The sequence below is a fragment of the Coralliovum pocilloporae genome (genome assembly GCF_030845175.1).
Classification (GTDB): domain Bacteria; phylum Pseudomonadota; class Alphaproteobacteria; order Rhizobiales; family Cohaesibacteraceae; genus Coralliovum; species Coralliovum pocilloporae.
This window is the reverse complement of sequence record NZ_CP132542.1, coordinates 3390099-3408508: the sequence shown is the minus strand read 5'-3', so window position 1 is coordinate 3408508 and position 18410 is coordinate 3390099. Positions and strand designations below refer to the sequence as shown.

General features: G+C 54.8%; 14 protein-coding genes. 12 read left to right on the top strand and 2 right to left on the bottom strand.

Annotation, left to right across the window (positions count from 1 at the left end):
- Positions 1–7: 7 nt before the first annotated feature.
- The 5 genes from RA157_RS15415 (at position 8) to RA157_RS15395 (ending at position 5627) form a co-directional block, all read left to right on the top strand.
- Positions 8–604: an amino acid synthesis family protein gene (locus tag RA157_RS15415; RefSeq protein ID WP_350334009.1), complete on the top strand. Its 597-nt coding sequence runs from the start codon at positions 8–10 to the stop codon at positions 602–604.
- Between the two features lie 339 nt (positions 605–943).
- Positions 944–2482, top strand: a complete 1539-nt coding sequence (locus tag RA157_RS15410; RefSeq protein ID WP_350334008.1) for an ABC transporter ATP-binding protein — start codon at positions 944–946, stop codon at positions 2480–2482.
- Entirely contained in the window at positions 2472–3572 is a 1101-nt protein-coding gene (locus RA157_RS15405) for an ABC transporter permease (RefSeq protein ID WP_350334007.1), read from the top strand. The genes RA157_RS15410 and RA157_RS15405 overlap by 11 nt, the downstream gene beginning before the upstream one ends.
- The gene (locus tag RA157_RS15400) at positions 3559–4488 is read left to right on the top strand and encodes an ABC transporter permease (protein ID WP_350334006.1); all 930 of its coding nucleotides are present in this window, start codon (positions 3559–3561) and stop codon (positions 4486–4488) included. The genes RA157_RS15405 and RA157_RS15400 overlap by 14 nt, the downstream gene beginning before the upstream one ends.
- Before the next feature lie 68 nt (positions 4489–4556).
- A complete protein-coding gene (locus RA157_RS15395; RefSeq protein ID WP_350334005.1) occupies positions 4557–5627 on the top strand; it encodes a BMP family ABC transporter substrate-binding protein in 1071 nt (356 codons plus the stop codon).
- Positions 5628–5742: 115 nt separating this feature from the next.
- Here the strand turns inward: RA157_RS15395 and RA157_RS15390 are convergent, their stop codons facing one another.
- Entirely contained in the window at positions 5743–6942 is a 1200-nt protein-coding gene (locus tag RA157_RS15390) for a bifunctional 2-C-methyl-D-erythritol 4-phosphate cytidylyltransferase/2-C-methyl-D-erythritol 2,4-cyclodiphosphate synthase (RefSeq protein WP_350334004.1), read from the bottom strand.
- A gap of 166 nt (positions 6943–7108) precedes the next feature.
- Between RA157_RS15390 and dusB the strand changes: the two genes are divergently transcribed.
- The 5 genes from dusB (at position 7109) to ntrX (ending at position 14473) form a co-directional block, all read left to right on the top strand.
- Positions 7109–8110, top strand: a complete 1002-nt coding sequence (dusB, locus tag RA157_RS15385) for a tRNA dihydrouridine synthase DusB (protein ID WP_350334003.1) — start codon at positions 7109–7111, stop codon at positions 8108–8110.
- Positions 8107–9264: a two-component system sensor histidine kinase NtrB gene (locus tag RA157_RS15380; RefSeq protein WP_350334002.1), complete on the top strand. Its 1158-nt coding sequence runs from the start codon at positions 8107–8109 to the stop codon at positions 9262–9264. The genes dusB and RA157_RS15380 overlap by 4 nt, the downstream gene beginning before the upstream one ends.
- Positions 9261–10700, top strand: a complete 1440-nt coding sequence (ntrC, locus tag RA157_RS15375; RefSeq protein WP_350334001.1) for a nitrogen regulation protein NR(I) — start codon at positions 9261–9263, stop codon at positions 10698–10700. The genes RA157_RS15380 and ntrC overlap by 4 nt, the downstream gene beginning before the upstream one ends.
- Before the next feature lie 126 nt (positions 10701–10826).
- A complete protein-coding gene (locus tag RA157_RS15370; protein WP_350334000.1) occupies positions 10827–13091 on the top strand; it encodes a sensor histidine kinase NtrY-like in 2265 nt (754 codons plus the stop codon).
- A gap of 5 nt (positions 13092–13096) precedes the next feature.
- Entirely contained in the window at positions 13097–14473 is a 1377-nt protein-coding gene (gene ntrX / locus RA157_RS15365) for a nitrogen assimilation response regulator NtrX (RefSeq protein WP_350333999.1), read from the top strand.
- Here the strand turns inward: ntrX and RA157_RS15360 are convergent.
- Positions 14460–15179: a hypothetical protein gene (locus RA157_RS15360; protein WP_350333998.1), complete on the bottom strand. Its 720-nt coding sequence runs from the start codon at positions 15177–15179 to the stop codon at positions 14460–14462. The genes ntrX and RA157_RS15360 overlap by 14 nt on opposite strands.
- Positions 15180–15290: 111 nt before the next feature.
- Here RA157_RS15360 and trkA point away from each other — a divergent pair, with 111 nt between their 5' ends.
- Entirely contained in the window at positions 15291–16667 is a 1377-nt protein-coding gene (trkA, locus tag RA157_RS15355) for a Trk system potassium transporter TrkA (RefSeq protein ID WP_350333997.1), read from the top strand.
- 70 nt (positions 16668–16737) lie between these two features.
- Positions 16738–18147, top strand: coding sequence for a TrkH family potassium uptake protein (locus RA157_RS15350; RefSeq protein WP_350333996.1), 1410 nt, complete (start codon positions 16738–16740; stop codon positions 18145–18147).
- Positions 18148–18410: the final 263 nt, after the last annotated feature.

Here is an 18410-nt window from a genome sequence, read left to right as displayed (position 1 = left end):
AGTGATTATGCCTGTTGAAATTCGCAGGACGCTTCTGACGATCCAGACGACCCATATTGAGGGTGGTAAACCCGTTGCTGTTCCAACCAAACTGATCGCGGCGATGGCGATTGTCAAAAACCCCTGGTATGGCCGTGGTTTTGTTGAGAACCTGCGCCCGGAAATCAGAGAAGCAGGGCCGGTTCTTGGCAAGCTTTTGACCGAGATGATCCTGGATGTGACAGGTGGCACGGTTGAGGGATACGGCAAGGCCTCGATTGTCGGAATGGGCGGCGAGCTGGAGCATGCTCAAGCTTTGACCCATACGCTCTGGTTCGGCAATCAATATCGCGACGCCGTGAATGCCAAGTCCTATCTTGCGTTCACAAATTCCCGTGGTGCCGCCGGATGTTCCCTGATGATCCCGCTTATGGACAAGGATGACGGTGGCCGACGGTCACATTATCAGACGATCCATACAGCCGTTCAGGACGCACCAGCGGATGATGAGATTGTTGTGGCCCTCGGTGCATCGCTTGGCGGCCATCCTCATCACCGGATAGGTGACCGGTATGAGGATCTTCGCGAGATGGGGTACGATGTGGACAATCCCGCCGGGGTTTAGGTGTTTGGGCTAGGCTGTGGATCATGATTCGATATGGATCGTGAATCTAGCCGATTTGCAGATCCGGGCTGGCGTTTCCCAGGAATGAGCAGAAGGCATGGTCGTAAGGCCGTGCCTTCTTCGTTTTCCCCAGATTGAACCAGATTGAGAAAGGGAAACAAAACAGCAGAAACCGGCTGATTTTCTTGAAATGGAAAAGGCTGCTTTCTGAAATAATGGATAAAGCTGGTATGCGACTTCGGCAACAATGGTTAAAACTAAAAGAAAAGCCTGCCCAGTCTATGGGCGGTAGACCAAAAACGGGAGCAAGGCAGTTAGACCTTGTCCTTGGGAGGGGGTATGCCGGAAACGCTTCTGCGGGCTAAACAGATCACCAAGACGTTTGGCGATACCGTTGCCAATCAGTCTGTTGATCTCTCTATCGAGCCTGGTGAAATTCACGCACTTCTTGGAGAGAATGGAGCTGGCAAGTCAACTCTTGTGAAAATCATCTATGGTGCGCTGCAGCCGGATTCCGGCTCGCTGTACTGGAAGGATGAGAAGGTCGTCATTCCCAATCCCGCAGCTGCCCGTGAATTGGGCATCGGGATGGTGTTTCAGCATTTTTCCCTGTTCGACTCCCTGACTGTCGCGGAGAATATAGCGCTCGCGCTTCCCAAAGCGGTTTCCTTGCGAGAGCTGAGCGAGTCGATTGAATCTGTATCCGAGAGTTATGGTTTGCCGCTTAGAGCCAGCAGCCGTATCGCCGATCTCTCTGTCGGGGAGCGCCAGAGGGTCGAGATTGTCCGCTGTCTTTTGCAGAATCCGTCCCTCATCATCATGGACGAACCGACGTCTGTCCTGACACCTCAGGAAGCTGACCAGCTGTTTGAAACACTTGAGCGGCTGGCAGAAGAAAAACGCGCAATTCTCTATATCAGTCATCGGTTGGAGGAAGTGGAACGTCTGTGTCAGAAGGCAACGATCCTTCGCCATGGGCAGTTTATTTCAGATTGCGATCCGTCTCAGGAGACGCCGGCCAGTCTGGCACGCATGATGGTGGGAGCGGAGATCCACACGATTTCAGCATCTCCTTATGAGTTTGAGGCACCTGTAACGCGGTTTGAGACAAGCTCACTTTGCCTGCCGCAGGATGGTCCGTTCTCCATAGAGCTGAAGAACATTTCCATGGCCGTCAAATCGGGTGAAGTTTTTGCTATCGCAGGCATTGCCGGAAATGGTCAGTCCGAACTGTTTGACGCGCTTTCAGGCGAGGCCTGTATTGATGACAACAATGCCGTGAAGATTGATGGCAATGCTGTCGGCAATTCGGGCATTGAAACACGCCGTCGACTTGGTGGTGCCTTTGTTCCTGAAGAACGTCTGGGGCACGGGGCTATTCCTGGCTTGAAGCTGTCGGAAAATATTGTCCTGACACGTCATGGCAATGAAGATGACGGAATCACGCGGAGTGGCTTTCTGTCTCGCGGCAATGCGGAGATGATCTCGGATCGTGTCTGTCGCCTCTATGATGTGAGAAAAGGCACGCCAGACCCGGAAGCGCGGTCTCTGTCAGGCGGCAATCTGCAGAAATTTGTCGTTGGACGCGAGATCGATCATGCGCCAGGCGTGCTGATTGTCAGTCAGCCGACCTGGGGTGTGGATGCCGGAGCTGCGGCTCTTATCCGCCAGGCGCTGCTTGATCTGGCTCGTTCCGGTTCTGCAGTCATCGTCATCTCGCAGGATCTGGATGAGATTTTTGAGATCGCAGATCGTATTGCTGTCATCCATGACGGCCTGCTGTCAGAGGATATGACACGCAATGACGCCACACGTGAAAAGATCGGCCTTCTGATGGGCGGTATTGAATCAGAGGGAGGTGCCACTGATGCGGCTTGAACTGGAAAAGCGGGCTCAGCACTCCAGTCTGATGACGGTGATCTCGCCTCTGATCGCGATTGTTCTGACATTGCTGTTCGGAGCAATTCTGTTCTCTTTGCTCGGTATCAATCCGGGCAAGGCGCTCTATCTCTACTTCATTGACCCGCTTACAGAGCTCTGGTCGCTTGAGGAACTGGTGGTGAAGGCAACGCCGTTGATCCTGATCGCCTGTGGGCTCTGTATCTGCTACCTGTCCAATACCTGGAATATCGGAGCGGAAGGCCAGTTTACCGTCGGTGCGATCACCGGGTCCATTCTCCCTGTCATGTTCTATGATCTTGAAGGACCATATATTCTGCCGCTGATGATCCTTATGGGAGCATTGGGCGGGATGGCCTATGCGGCTATACCGGCTCTGTTGAAGAACCGCTTTGGTGCCAATGAAATCCTGACCAGCCTGATGCTTGTCTACGTTGCCGGGCTGGCGCTTGACTGGCTTGTTCGCGGACCCTGGCGAGATCCTGATGGTTACAATTTCCCGGAATCGCGACTGTTCTCTGATTCAGCCGTCCTGCCAGCTCTTGCTGATGGGCGTATGCATTGGGGAGCGGTTTTTGCGGTTGTTGCCGTTGTCGTTCTGGGCGTTCTTCTTGCCGGGACACTGAAAGGCTTTGAGATCAAGGTGATCGGATCGGCACCACGTGCTGGCCGGTTTGCCGGGTTCAGCCAGAAGCGGATGGTTCTCTTTGCTTTCTGTATTTCTGGCGCACTGGCAGGTATTGCCGGGATTTCAGAAGTTGCGGGTTCTATTGGTCAGTTGAGGCCGGTGATTTCTCCCGGCTATGGTTTTACGGCAATTATCGTGGCCTTTCTCGGACGCCTGAACCCGATAGGCACATTGCTGGCCGGGCTCCTTCTGGCTTTGTCTTATCTGGGGGGAGAAGCAGCGCAGGTTTCTCTCGGCATATCCGACAAGACCACAAGGGTTTTCCAGGGCGTTCTGCTGTTCTTTGTTCTCGCCTGCGACACGCTGATCCTTTACCGGATCAAGCTGGTTCGTAATTCGGTGGCTCAGGTTGTTTCAGGAGGCACCAATGGCCAGTCTTGATGTCATTCAGGCAATTATCCTGACACTGATCACCGCCTCCACGCCGCTTCTGATTGCAGCTGTCGGCGAACTGGTGGCGGAGCGTGCCGGGGTTCTGAACCTCGGGGTCGAGGGCATGATGATTGTGGGAGCCGTTTCAGGCTTTGCTGCAACACTTCAGACCGGAAACCCGTATATAGGTATCCTGGCGGCCATTCTGGCAGGTGTATTGCTGTCCATTCTTTTCGGCTTCCTGACCTTGTCTCTTGTCACCAATCAGGTGGCGACCGGCCTGTCGCTGACTTTGCTGGGGCTCGGTCTGGCTGGGATGCTGGGGAGCAGCTTTGTCGGGACGCCCGGCGTCAAGCTGCAGAAACTCGATATCCCGTTTCTGTCTGATATTCCGTTTATTGGGCCCATTCTGTTTGGCCAGGATATCCTGGTCTATGTGTCCTTTGCGCTCGTGGCACTGGTGGCCTATGTGCTGTTTCGCACCCGAATTGGCCTTATTGTCAGGGCTGTGGGAGAGAACCACACATCCGCGCATGCGCTCGGTTATTCTGTTATCCGCGTTCGTTATCTTGCTGTGATGTTTGGCGGCGGCTGTGCAGGACTGGCCGGCGGATATCTGTCTCTGGCCTATACATCGCTCTGGGTGGAAGACATGACTGCCGGACGCGGATGGATTGCTCTGGCGCTGGTGGTCTTTTCAAGCTGGCTGCCTGGCCGTCTGCTGCTTGGTGCTTATCTCTTCGGTGCGGTTGGTATTCTGCAGATTCATGTTCAGGCAGCGGGCTGGCCGATCCCGTCGCAATTCCTGTCCAGCCTGCCGTATCTTGCAACGATTGTGGTTCTCGTGGTCATATCCAGGAATCGTGCCGTTGCCCGGACCAATACTCCGGCCTGTCTTGGCCAACCTTTCGTACCGGACCGCTGATTGCTCAGCTGCCCGGAAATCAATCAGAGCCCCTAAGGGCTGAATGAAACAGATGGAGGATGTTCTCTATGCGTAAAATTCTCGGCATTGCGGCCGCAGCCCTGGCTTTGGGGCTTGGTGCGTCTGCCTCTCTTGCTGCAGACAAGCTCAAGATTGGCTTTATCTATGTTGGCCCCGTCGGTGATCATGGCTGGACCTACCAGCACAATGAGGGCCGTCTCGCGATCGAGAAGAAGTTTGGCGACAAGGTCGAGACCTCCTTTGTTGAGAATGTCTCTGAAGGCCCGGATGCTGAGCGTGCAATCGAGCGTCTTGCCCGTGAAGGCCATGACCTGATTTTCACCACCTCCTTCGGCTTCATGAACCCGACCATCAAAGTGGCCAAGAAGTTCCCGAAAGTGAAGTTCGAGCATGCGACCGGCTACAAGCGCGCCAAGAACGTTTCGACCTATTCGTCGCGCTTTTATGAGGGCCGTTATGTGCTTGGCGAAATTGCCGGCAAGATGTCTAAAACCAACACAATCGGCTATATCGCGTCTTTCCCGATCCCGGAAGTTGTGCGTGGCATCAACGCCTTCATGCTGGGCGCCCAGTCCGTCAATCCGGACATGAAAGTCAAAGTTATCTGGGTGAACTCCTGGTTTGACCCGGGCAAGGAAGCTGATGCCGCCAAGGCGCTGATTGACCAGGGCGCGGACATTATCACCCAGCACACGGATTCTCCGGCTCCGCTTCAGGTGGCTGAAGAGCGTGGCGTTTATGCGTTCGGTCAGGCGTCTGACATGATCAAGTTTGCACCGAAAGCCCAGCTGACAGCCATTATCGACAACTGGAACGACTACTATGTTGCTCGGACGAAAGCTGTGCTTGATGGCAACTGGGCTTCGGAAGATGTCTGGGGTGGTTTCAAGGACGACATGGTTGACATGGCTGCCTACACGAACCTGCCGGAAGATGTTGCCGCTGCAGCAAAAGACACGGCCGCCAAAATTGAATCCGGTGAACTGCACCCGTTCAAGGGCCCGATCTTCAAGCAGGACGGCACCCAGGTTATCGGTGAAGGTGAGAGCCTTGATGATGGCACGCTGCTCGGCATGAACTGGTATGTCAAAGGGATTGACGGACAGCTGCCGCAGTAAGTTCGCGGAGACATAAACTCTTAAAGCATCACTGCCAATTCAGGTTAAAGGTCTGGTGCTTTAAGTGGTTTTAGACATGTTGAAACGGGGGGCTTTTTGCACCCCGTTTTGCGTTTCAGTCATCCTGCTGGGGCAGGGACAGTGTCGCTGTGCCGATAGCGGCAATGCCTTCGCGCCGTCCGGTGAAGCCCAGCCGCTCGCTGGTTGTTGCCTTGACGCTGATCCGATGAACCGGCAGGCTGCAGATCCCGGCAATCTGCTCTCGCATGGCATCTCTGTGTGGTCCGATTTTCGGAGCTTCACAGATAAGAGTCAGATCCAGATGGATGATCCGGCCTCCGAGTGCGGAGACGCGACGTACCGCATCAATCAGAAACTGATCGGATGCTGCACCCTTCCATTGTGGATCACTGGGCGGGAAATGGGTGCCGATATCTCCGTCACCCAGAGCGCCCAGAATGGCATCAGTCAGAGCGTGCAGGCCCACATCAGCATCTGAATGGCCCTTCAGTTTTCTGTCGTGAGGAATGCTGATACCGCCCAGGATAACGGCATCGCCATCATCGAAGGCATGCACATCATATCCGGTGCCGACCCGCGTCTCCATTGGCGTACCTGACAGATGATAGGCAACCATTGCCATGTCCTCTTCCCGCGTGATTTTGAGATTGGTGCGCGCTCCGTTGACGACCGCCACGGATTTGCCGAACCACTGATAGACCAGAGTGTCATCCGTGAAATCATGGCGACCTTCTCCAGCCGCTTTTCTGTGTGCTTCGAGAATGGAGCTGTGCCGGAATGCCTGGGGGGTCTGGACAACCCACAGGCCGTTTCGGTCAACCGCATCAGTCAGGACGCCGTCATCTGTCCCGTGTCGCATGGTATCTGCAACGGGAACAGCCGCTGTTACGGCGTCATGGTCTGAAAGTCCTTTCAGAACAGCATCAATAATATCAGAGCTGACAAGTGGCCTGGCTGCATCATGGATAAGGACCAGATCATCTGAACCAGCATCTGTCAGCGCTTCAAGACCGGACCGAACAGAATCCTGTCGTGTAGCGCCGCCAAAGACGGGAGGCTTCAGCTTGGTTCCGGGCAGCGAGGAAATAGCCTCTTCATAGAGTTCTGTGTCATCAGAGTTGATCACAACCTGAATTTCGTCAATACCGCTGTGTTCCATAAAGCGTCTGATTGTCCAGGACAGAACCGGAGAACCGTTTATAACGTGATACTGCTTTGGGCGGGCGTTGGTTTGCCCAGGTGCAAAACGCGTTCCGCGTCCGCTGGCGACAATGATGGCCGAGACCTTGGTCATTCAGATTATCCACTTCCACAATGCTGAGGCTTTGGTTAGCCGTATCGTTGCGAACGTGCAAGACGATCGTGGGAAAACCGGTTTGGTCTTGGTTCATTGCTTGTAATTGAATAAATTATAGGCATATATGTTTTGTGCATATTTTTTAATCGCGATATCATATCTCATGCAGATTGGTTCCATCACTCTTCGTAATTCCGTGGCCCTGGCCCCCATGTCCGGGGTGACCGACCTGCCATTCCGCCGCCTGGCCATGCGTTATGGCGCGGGGATGGTCGTGTCTGAAATGGTCGCCAGCCATGAGTTGGCCATCGGGCACCCTGAAACGGTCATGCGTGCAGAAGGCAAGGGGATCTGGCCCCATGTGGTTCAGCTTGCCGGGCGGGAACCTGAATGGATGGAACGAGGAGCCGAGCTGGCGCAGGAAGCCGGCGCGGATATCATAGACATCAATATGGGATGCCCGGCCAAGAAGGTCACTGGCGGATATTCCGGCTCCGCGCTGATGAAAGATCCGGAGCGCGCCTGCAGCCTGATTGAAGCTACCGTGAAGGCGTCTTCTGTACCCGTAACGGTCAAGATGCGCCTTGGCTGGGACCACGACAGCCTGAATGCGCCGGACCTGGCCAGAGAGGCTGAGAGTCTTGGTGCGCAGCTGATTACAGTGCATGGCCGCACGCGGCAGCAGTTCTACAAGGGACAGGCAGACTGGTCCGCCATTCGTGCCGTCAGGAATGCCATTTCCATTCCGCTGATTGCCAACGGCGACCTGAATGACTGTGCGGAAGTCGAGGATATGCTGTCCAAGTCCAGTGCGGATGGTGTGATGGTGGGGCGCGGTGCTTATGGCAGGCCCTGGTTGCCTGGCCATGTGGCGCATTATCTCGCGACCGGTGAGCGTCTGGCAGAGCCTTATGATGAGGAACTGCTGGCACTGGTCTTGGAACACTATGCTGCCATTCTCGCGTATCACAGCAGCGCGCCTGTCAATTACGCAGTGCGGGCGGCCCGTAAGCATCTCGATTGGTATATGACCCATCAGTGTCCTGAGCCGGATGAGAGTCTCAAGGAGCTGAGACGCCAGATTCTTACCTCGTCGGATGCTGATAAGGTGAGAAAAGGGCTCGACCTGTTCTTCCAGCAATCCCCGAAAAGGCAAGCGGCATGAGTGATGTGACTGGCCACGACAGTGAGGTGGAGGCGAGGGCTCCTGTGCCTGATCTGGCCGAGAATCTGATGATGAATGCCCTGCCGCATCCGGTTCTGCTTCTGGATCGTCATAACTATATCCAGTCAGCCAATACGGCGGCGGAGTTCTTCTTTCATGCCAGCCGTACAATTCTGTGTCGCAATAATCTGTCTGACTTTCTGCCTTTTGCGAGCCCGGTTCTGGCTCTGACCGGTCAGGTGTTCGAGCGATCTGCCCCAATCAATGAATATCGTATTGATATCGGCACGCCCCGAAATGGTGATCACCGTGTTGTTGATGTCTACGCGGCTCCCGTACCAGAAGCTCCGGGCCATATTGTGCTGGTCCTGCAGGAACGGACCATGACAGACAAGATCGAACGGCAGCTCAGTTATCGCGGCGCTGCACGTACGGTAACAGGTCTTGCCGCCATGCTGGCCCACGAAATCAAAAACCCGCTGTCGGGTATTCGTGGGGCAGCGCAGTTGCTTGAAAGTGTTGTGGAGGCGGATGACAAGGCGCTGACGCAGCTCATTACTGATGAGGCGGATCGGATCGTCAAACTGGTGGACCGCATGGAAGTGTTCTCAGATGAACGACCGATTGACCGGGAGCCGGTCAACATCCATGTGGTTCTGGATCATGTGAAGCGGCTGGCGCAAAGCGGTTTCGGCCAGTCCATACGCTTCGTTGAGGATTATGATCCGTCCCTGCCTGACGTTTATGGAAACCGGGATCAGCTTATCCAGATCTTTCTCAATCTGGTGAAAAATGCCTGTGAATCTCTGTCTGATACTCCTGATCCCGAGATTGTGCTGGCGACCGGTTTCAAGCCAGGTATCCGACTAACGGTGCCTGGAGCTGAAAATAGTGTGAACCTGCCGCTTGAAATTTCCGTAAGGGATAATGGTCCGGGCGTTCCAGAAGACATCAAGGTTGATCTGTTCGATCCGTTTGTAACATCAAAGGTCAATGGAACAGGGCTTGGTTTGGCGCTTGTGGCCAAGATCGTCGGGACGCATGGGGGCGTTATTGAATGTGACTCAGCGCCACGACGAACAAATTTCAGGGTGATGCTGCCGAAGTTCAACAACAAGGTAGTGCCACAGGGCGATAAGGGGGCAGGCGCATGAGCAATCAAACAATCCTTGTTGCGGATGATGATGCGGCGATCCGCACTGTTCTCAATCAGGCTCTGTCGCGCGCAGGCTATACGGTCCGGTTGACCAGCAATGCGACGACACTCTGGCGCTGGGTGAGCGAGGGTGAGGGGGATCTGGTCGTTACAGATGTGGTCATGCCCGATGAGAATGCCTTTGATCTTCTGCCGCGTATGAAACGGATCAGGCCGGACCTTCCGATTATCGTGATGAGCGCGCAGAACACATTCATGACGGCGATCAAGGCGTCTGAAACCGGGGCCTATGAATATCTGCCGAAACCGTTTGACCTGAAGGAACTGATTTCCGTTATCGGCCGGGCTCTATCCGAGCCGCGTTCCGGTGTTGAGCCCCCGAAAGACCTGGAAGGCAGTGATTCAATCCCGTTGATTGGCCGGTCTCCGGCCATGCAGGAGATCTACCGCATTCTCGCGCGCCTTATGCAGACTGACCTGACCGCGTTGATTGTAGGGGAGTCAGGTACCGGTAAGGAACTGGTGGCGCGCGCACTTCATGATTACGGCAAGCGCAAGAATGGCAAGTTTGTCGCCATCAACATGGCCGCAATCCCCAAGGACCTGATCGAGTCCGAGCTTTTTGGTCATGAGAAGGGGGCCTTTACCGGTGCCCAGGCGCGGGGCATCGGGCATTTTGAACAGGCTGAAGGGGGCACGCTCTTTCTGGACGAAATCGGTGACATGCCGATGGATGCACAGACACGCCTGCTACGTGTTCTGCAACAGGGTGAGTACACCACGGTTGGCGGGCGGACGCCTATCAAGACAGATGTGCGGATTGTTGCAGCGACCAACAAAGACCTTAAGCAGCTTATTCAGCAGGGCCTGTTTCGAGAAGACCTCTATTTCCGCCTGAGTGTCGTTCCACTGCGCCTGCCACCACTCAGGGAGCGGAGGGAGGATATTCCGGACCTTGCGCGTCACTTTTTCCGTCTTGAAGAGCAGGCGGGTCAGCCTGCCAAGTCCATTGAACAGGCCGGTCTCGACAGGCTTCAGAACCATCGCTGGCCCGGGAATGTGCGTGAGCTCGAAAACCTGACAAAGCGATTGTCGGCGCTCTATCCGCAGGATGTGATTACCAAAGCGGTGATTGACGCTGAGCTTGACCTTGCCAGCGAGCAGTTTGCCGAGCAGGCGGATAGTGATCCGCAGGCTCCCCTGAAACAGCGGGTCGAATCTTATCTGACCGGCTATTTCAAGGAGTTTGGTTCAGATCTGCCGCCACCTGGGCTTTATCTGCGTGTTCTGCATGAAATGGAAGCACCACTGATTTCGATAACCCTTGCTGCGACCAATGGAAACCAGATCAAGGCGGCAGAGCTGCTGGGGCTTAATCGAAACACGCTCAGGAAGAAAATCCGTGAGCTTGATATTCCGGTGATGCGCACATAGAGACACGTGCGATCAACAGGTTGAACTGACAGGCGTAGCATTTTTGCCACATTGTTGTTGAAAGGCTGCACCTGTCACGGCACAGTGTGGTCAGTGACTCGTTTCCACTCAATGTCAGAAGCCTGAATGATCGAACTCGCTGGACATCGTATCAACCTTCCGCGTTTCATCCCGCGTCAGAACTATGCGCGTGGGGCACGTGTTATCGGTTTTGCCACGATCCTGTTATTGCTTTTTTCGGTAATTGTCTCGTTTGTCATCCTCATGGGATTGACGCCGATTGAGCCGACAGAACAGGTCAATTTCGCGGCGATTGTAGTGAACGGCATTCTGTTAGCGATCTTGTCTTCGACAATCCTTCTTGAGATTCTGGGATTATGGCGGGCGCGTAAACATCGGGCTGCGGGTGCCCAGCTCCATATCCGTATTGTGTCGCTGTTTTCGATTGCGGCTGCATTACCGGCCATCATTGTTGCTGTTCTTGCGACGCTGACGCTGAGTGGAGGGCTTGATCAGTGGTTCTCCAAGCGGACAAAGTCGATTATTGCGACGTCCCGCACAGTGGCATCGGCCTATGTTCAGGAACATGCAAAGACCTTGCGTGCCGATCTGATTGCCATATCCCGTGATCTGGACCGGGCTTACTCGCTTTATCTTCGGCAACCTGACCGTTATCAGCGCCTGCTGAATGTGCAGGCCAGCGTTCGAGGCCTGCCGACTATCCGTATTGTCCGTCGGGATGGCAGTGTGGTGGCGGAGTCATTTTCGCAGTCTTCAAACAATATACCCTCTCCACCTGATAGTGCCCTGGCGGATGCTGAAGGCGGGTCTGCTATTCTGATCGCGCCCGGACAGGCCAATCTGGTTGGCGGTATCATGAAGCTTACCAGTTTTGACAATGGTTATGTCTATGTGGCGCGGGCGCTTGATCCGAAGGTGGTGCGTTATCTCCGCTTAACGGAAGAAAATGCACTGGAATATCATAGGCTTGAGGCCAATCGCTACGGGGTTCAAATTGCCTTTGCCATCCTCTATTCCGGTATTGCCCTGATTGTTCTGATGATGGCAATCTGGCTTGGTATTGGTTTTGCCAACGGACTGGTTTCTCCGGTGCGCCGCCTTATTTCTGCGTCTGACAAGGTATCCCGTGGTGATCTGACAGCGCGTGTGGATGATGATGGAACCGCAGGTGACTTGTCCCATCTGAGCCAGACATTCAACAATATGACGGAACAGCTCCGCGGGCAGCGTGAGGAGATTCTCGAGGCGAGCTCGCAGATTGATCAGCGTCGCCGGTTTACTGAAGCGGTCTTGTCCGGTCTGTCAGCGGGCGTGATCGGTCTCGATCCAGAGGCCCGGATTACACTGGTCAATCGTATCGCGGAAGATTTGCTCAGCGTCAGTGAGCAGGAAATTCTCGGGCAGTCTATCGACAGCATTGTCCCTGAATTATCCGAACTTGTGGCGTCAGCCCTGACCGATCGTTATCGGATGGTTCAGGGTCAGTTTGTTCTGTCCAGCGGGGGAACAGAGCGAACTGTTGCTGTCCGGATTACATCTGAGTTGTCCGATCAGTCGGAGCACGGTTATGTTCTGACAATTGATGATATCTCGGATCTGGTTACAGCGCAGCGCAGTTCAGCGTGGGCTGATGTGGCGCGCCGAATTGCCCATGAAATCAAGAATCCTCTGACGCCGATTCAGCTTTCTGCCGAACGGCTCAAGCGTCGTTATGGTCGCAAGCTGACGGAAGATCGGGAGATTTTTGACCAGTGCACGGACACTATCATTCGTCAGGTCGGGGACATCGGACGCATGGTGGACGAATTCTCGTCGTTTGCCCGCATGCCGAAGCCGACCATCACCCGGCAGGATCTGAGTGATGTGGTTCGGCAGAGCGTTTTCCTGATGGATGTGGGAACGCCAGACATCAAGATTGCTGCGCATATGCCGGATGAGACGGTTCTGGCTGACTTTGATCCGAGGCTTATGTCGCAGACCCTGACCAATCTTCTAAAAAATGCCAGCGAGGCGGTTTTGGCCGTGCCGTCTGATGAACGGGGGCAGGGACGGATTGATGTGACGCTTGATACGGGCGATGCGGATACAATCCGGATCGATATCATCGATAACGGCATTGGCCTGCCGCAGGAAAACAGACACAGGCTTCTGGAGCCCTATATGACCACCCGCGAGAAAGGGACCGGTCTTGGCCTGGCAATTGTTGCCAAAATTCTTGATGAACACGGCGGAAGTATTGAGTTGCTTGATGCTCCCGCTGTTGCTGACGGCGGGCGAGGTGCACTTGTTCGCCTGACCCTGCCGAAGCAGATGACAGTACCTGATGATGGGAATGGGGAAGGCGTTGAAACTTCCTCTGATGGAGACTGAGTAAAGTGGCGTCTGATATTCTGATTGTTGATGATGAAGCTGATATCCGGGAACTCGTATCCGGCATTCTGGATGATGAGGGTTACAGTACCCGCACGGCAGCCAACAGCGATGCAGCCCTGCGCGCCATCAATGATCGTCAGCCTTCTCTGGTCTTTCTCGATATCTGGCTACAGGGGAGCCGGATGGATGGGCTTGAAGTGCTGGACGCCATACACCGGGACTGCCCGGACCTGCCGGTGGTGGTGATCTCAGGCCACGGCAATATTGAAACAGCCGTTTCTGCGATCAAGCGCGGCGCTTATGACTATATCGAAAAGCCGTTCAATGCGGACCGGCTTATCCTGATTGCGGAGCGGGCTCTTGAAACCTCCCATCTCAAACGGGAGGTCAGGGAGCTTAAGGAACGGTCTTCCGATATTGAGACGGAAATTATCGGCTCGTCTTCTGCGATAAACCAGCTTCGTACCCAGATTTCCCGCCTTGCCCCGACCAACAGCCGGATCATGATCACTGGCCCTTCCGGCTCCGGCAAGGAGTTGGTCGCGCGGACTATTCACAGACTCTCAGATCGCAAGAACGGTCCGTTTGTTGCCATCAATTCCGCCGCGATTACGCCGGAACGGATGGAACACGAGCTGTTCGGCGTCGAGGGCGGGCCCGATGGTGGCCGCAAAACCGGAGCTCTTGAAGAGGCGCATGGTGGCACGCTCTATCTTGATGAGGTGGCCGACATGCCTGGCGAGACGCAGAGCCGGATTCTGCGGGTTCTCACTGAACAGGCTTTTGAGCGTGTGGGCGGATCGACGCTGGTTCGTGTTGACGTGCGGATTATCTCGTCGACTGCTCGCGATCTCGAAGCGGCGATTGAAGAGCAGACATTCCGGGAGGATCTGTTTCATCGGTTGAGCGTAGTGCCACTGCGTGTACCCGGGCTGGCCGAGCGTCGTGATGATATCCCCGACCTCATCAATCACTATCTTGAACAGATCTCGCGCAATATCGGAGTGCCAAAGCGGACACTCAGTGATGAGGTGATGCTGGTTCTTCAGGCTCATGACTGGCCTGGCAATCTGCGTCAGCTGCGCAATAATGTGGAGCGTCTGCTTATCCTGGCGCAGGGTGACCCGGATACAGAACTGACGACCGACATGCTGCCCGCAGAGGTAGGCGCCATGTTACCCAATATGCCGGGCGGAAGTGGCGGAGAGATGTTCCTGTCACTGCCCTTGCGTGAGGCGCGTGAGGTCTTTGAACGGGAATATCTGTCTGCCCAGATCAGCCGCTTTAGCGGAAATATTTCCAAGACTGCGAGCTTTATCGGTATGGAACGCTCTGCGCTGCATCGCAAGCTGAAGAGCCTGGCAATCACCGGTTCATAAAAGCATGGTCCGGTATGGGGAAATCTGACAGAAGTTTCCCCTGGAAGCGGTTCTCCGCGTCCTCCCTGTCCAGTTCTTCCGCATTAATGTGACCCCTCTCGCTGAACTGCGTCGGATCCAGATAACGACGTCCGAACGAACCATCGTCTGTTGGATCAAAGGTCTCAGCCTCATAGCCTCGCGCGTTGATGTTGAAGACAAGCGCCGGGCCATTGTGAGCGCAGAACCAATGGGCGTTGCGTGACCATTCGCTGGCCTGAAATGTCTCTCCCTCTCCAAGAACTGCATCGCGTGCAAGGCGCAACTGGATGCCATTGGATGTGCGCGCCAGACGATCATACTCACGCAAGTGGATCTGACCGCGCAGGATGATCTGTGTTGAGATCAGATTGTGATGCTGATGGGGCGGGTGAACTTCGCCTTCATCAACACGATAGACAATGACTGTGTAACGACACCCGTCCACATGCCGTCTCAGCAGCCAGACCTGATCATCTGCTGTTGAGGCTTCTTCCATGGCCTCGGAGAATTCCGCTTCGATATCGGTATTGAAAAGCAGCTGATGTAGCCTGGTCTGGAAATCCTCAGTCTTGATCATCCGGGTGCGCAGATTTTCCAGAAGATAGAAAACCTGATCAGACAGCGGGCTATGCCAGCGGTTGATTTTGGTTCTGATACACGGGTTGGCCGGTTTGTCCTGAATCATTGCATTTCCCTGATATCTGGCCTAATCAGCTCAACTCGTGTAAATTCCGGTTCCCGCAGAATGTCGTTCGAACCTATCTGACTGATATAGTACTGAAAAGAGATCGCTTCCATGAAAGTGTTGATTTGCGGCGCAGGGCAGGTGGGTTACGGCATTGCCGAGCAGCTTGCTGCAGAGCAGAACGATGTCACGGTTATCGATAGCTCGCCGCAACTGGTCAGTGCTATTCGGGATACGCTGGACGTGCGCGGTTACGTGGGGCATGGGGCACATCCGGACGTTCTGGCTCAGGCCGGTGCGGATGAAGCCGACATGATCATTGCCGTCACGCTGTATGACGAAGTGAACATGGTCGCCTGTCAGGTAGCGCATTCCCTGTTCAACGTCCCGACCAAGGTGGCTCGCGTCAGGGCGCAAAGTTATCTGGCGCCTCATTGGCGGGATCTGTTTTCCCGCGATAACATGCCCATTGATGTGATCATCTCGCCCGAAATCGAAGTGGGTGACATGGTTCTGCGGCGGCTTGCACTGCCCGGGGCTGTGGATACAGTCGAATTTGCTGATGGCGGCGTGGCGATGGTCGCGCTCACCTGTGATGAAGACTGTCCGGTGGTGGATACGCCGCTCAATCAGCTTACGGACCTTTTCCCGGACCTTCAGGCAGTGGTCGTTGGTATCCATAGGGAAGAGACCCTTTTTGTTCCCCATTCCGATGACCAGATGCTGGCGGGTGATCTGATTTATCTCATCGCATCAAAGGATCATGTTCGAAGAGCGCTGGGTATTTTCGGGCGCGAGGAGACGGAAACCAGACGAGTGGTCATTGCGGGTGGCGGTAATATCGGCTGGTATGTGGCGCGCAGGCTGGAAGAGATGAATGCCAATGTCCGCGTTCGTATTGTCGAGTCCTCAAGAGAACGGGCAATCGAAATTGCTGACAGCCTGCCGAATACGATCGTTCTGCACGGCAGTGCGCTTGACCAGGAATTGCTGCGGGAGGCGGATGTCCCCAATGCGGATACGCTGGTGGCACTCACCAATGATGACAAGGTCAATATCCTTGGCTGCGTCATGGCCAAGCGGCTGGGGTGCGGACGAAATCTCAGCCTGCTGAATGATACGAGCTACCCGGCCTTTACCCATACTCTCGGGATTGATGCGCACGTTAATCCGCGCGCTGTGACAATTTCCCGTATTCTCCGGCACATTCGCAGAGGGCGTATCCGTGGTGTTCACTCAGTGCAGAATGGCGCTGCAGAAGTGATTGAGGCAGAGGCGCTTGAAACCTCTCCACTGGTGGGCAAGGAGTTACGTCTTGTTGACCTGCCGTCCGGTGTGCGCATCGGTGCGATTTATCGGAAAGGCAAGTTTATCAGACCGCAGGGTGAGACGGTTATTCAGCCTGATGACCGGGTGATTATCTTTGCGCTGAAGGAACAGGTCAGGAAGGTCGAGCACATGTTCCGCGTCAGTATCGAGTTCTTCTGAGCCTGACCAGATGTTCGGAACCCTCTATTATATCTCATTTATTTTTGGCACTCTGTCGTTGAGTGCCGTGATGCCTGCCGCTGTCGCCTGGTCCTTTGATGAGGGACAGGCCATGGTCGACTTCATCATGCTGTCGGTCCTGGGCACCTTTATGTCTGCGATGGTGTTTCAGGCAATCCGCGGTCATGAGCGGCAGCTGAACCGATATCAGGGCTTTATCCTCTGTCTGCTGACATGGCTTATCCTGCCGTTCTATGCGTCCATGCCCTTTGTGATTGTAGGGGGATATCAGCCGGTTGATGCTTTGTTTGAAGCAACGTCGGGCCTGACCACAAGCGGTGCCACGCTGACACAATCCATTGATGCCTTGCCGAAGTCTCTCGTGTTCTGGCGGTCGGAAATTCAGTGGTTCGGAGGCCTGCTGACCCTGGTGACAATCCTGTTTATCCTTGCCCCGGGTGGCCTGGGCGGGTTGCCATCTCGGCATATCCGTCTGATCGACCCGCGTCATGCTGACAGAGAAAGTCTGCATGCGGTGCATGTGATCCGGCAGATCGTTGCCGGATACAGTCTGATTACTCTGGTCTGTGCTATCCTGCTTTATGCATCGGGCATTGACCCGTTCGATGCCATTTGCCTGGCTTTCGCAACGGTGTCGACCGGCGGCTTCATGCCGAGGGACGGTACCCTTGATGTCTACGGCAATACAGGCGTCTCGCTGGTGCTGTCAGTGTTCATGCTGATGGGGGCGACCAGTCTGTTGTGGCACCGGATGATCCTGTCCCGCCGTATTCAGCTGATTATGGAACATCGCGAGAGCTATCTGGTGCTTCTTCTCGGTCTGGGGCTTGGGCTGCTGTTTGCTGTCACCTTCTATCAGCTGGCTGGCAGTTCGCTGGTGCTTCATCCGTTTGTGGCACTTGCTGAAGGCGTGACCACCGGAATCTCCATTGTAACCAGTACCGGTTTTGATGCACGCTCCGCCGGTATGACGGTCCTGCCTTTGCCGCTTCTTCTGATGATCTGTTTTATGGGCGGAACCACGTTTTCAGCTGCAGGCGGTTTGAAACTTTATCGTATCGGTGGCATGCTGGTTCAGTCTCTGCGTGAGGTAGAGCGCCTGGTTCATCCACATAGTATCAGGCCCTCCCGTTTTGGCAGCCAGCCCTATGATATGCAGTTGATGAAAGCGATTTGGACCGCGTTCTGCCTGTCTGTCCTCTTAGTCGCTGCAACTGCCGCCATTCTGTCCATGGTTGATCAGGTGCCAATGCCTGCTGCATTGACGGCGGCCATCAGCAATCTGTCTCTGATCGGGCAGATCTATTCAAGCGGATGGATACAGGCGGCGGACTGGCCGTCTTACAGTGAGCTCAGCCATGAAGGGAAGATGGCCCTGTCAGCCCTGATGGTTGCGGGGCGGTTGGATGTGGTTCTGATTTTTGGAATTCTGGGACAGGTCAAAATTCCCAGGATCTGATGGTCAGCAATGAATTTTGGCCCTACAGGGAGAGGGGAGTTCAACCCTGGTAGGGTGGCCGTTTTCCGGAACCACTTTATGTGACTTATTTCCCCATTGAATTGTTTTTCAGGCTCTTGTAGACAGATCGATCAATTGGGGAGTTGCAATAGTTCTCGAAATTCTAATATGCTGAAGGGCTCTGCAAGCTCTTGTAAGACCGTGATTCAAGCGGGGTTTGGGGAATCGGATGGATAGGGACCGGAGGCCGTTCCTTGTCTCAT

Excerpts from the sequence above, each read along its gene's own strand:
- ntrC (WP_350334001.1), top strand. The coding sequence starts at position 9,261 with ATGAGCAATCAAACAATCCTTGTTGCGGATGATGATGCGGCGATCCGC.
- RA157_RS15410 (WP_350334008.1), top strand. The coding sequence starts at position 944 with ATGCCGGAAACGCTTCTGCGGGCTAAACAGATCACCAAGACGTTTGGC.
- RA157_RS15350 (WP_350333996.1), top strand. The coding sequence starts at position 16,738 with ATGCCTGCCGCTGTCGCCTGGTCCTTTGATGAGGGACAGGCCATGGTC.
- RA157_RS15360 (WP_350333998.1), bottom strand. The coding sequence starts at position 15,179 with ATGATTCAGGACAAACCGGCCAACCCGTGTATCAGAACCAAAATCAAC.
- RA157_RS15400 (WP_350334006.1), top strand. The coding sequence starts at position 3,559 with ATGGCCAGTCTTGATGTCATTCAGGCAATTATCCTGACACTGATCACC.
- RA157_RS15370 (WP_350334000.1), top strand. The coding sequence starts at position 10,827 with ATGATCGAACTCGCTGGACATCGTATCAACCTTCCGCGTTTCATCCCG.
- RA157_RS15380 (WP_350334002.1), top strand. The coding sequence starts at position 8,107 with ATGAGTGATGTGACTGGCCACGACAGTGAGGTGGAGGCGAGGGCTCCT.
- RA157_RS15395 (WP_350334005.1), top strand. The coding sequence starts at position 4,557 with ATGCGTAAAATTCTCGGCATTGCGGCCGCAGCCCTGGCTTTGGGGCTT.
- trkA (WP_350333997.1), top strand. The coding sequence starts at position 15,291 with ATGAAAGTGTTGATTTGCGGCGCAGGGCAGGTGGGTTACGGCATTGCC.
- RA157_RS15405 (WP_350334007.1), top strand. The coding sequence starts at position 2,472 with ATGCGGCTTGAACTGGAAAAGCGGGCTCAGCACTCCAGTCTGATGACG.
- RA157_RS15415 (WP_350334009.1), top strand. The coding sequence starts at position 8 with ATGCCTGTTGAAATTCGCAGGACGCTTCTGACGATCCAGACGACCCAT.
- dusB (WP_350334003.1), top strand. The coding sequence starts at position 7,109 with ATGCAGATTGGTTCCATCACTCTTCGTAATTCCGTGGCCCTGGCCCCC.
- RA157_RS15390 (WP_350334004.1), bottom strand. The coding sequence starts at position 6,942 with ATGACCAAGGTCTCGGCCATCATTGTCGCCAGCGGACGCGGAACGCGT.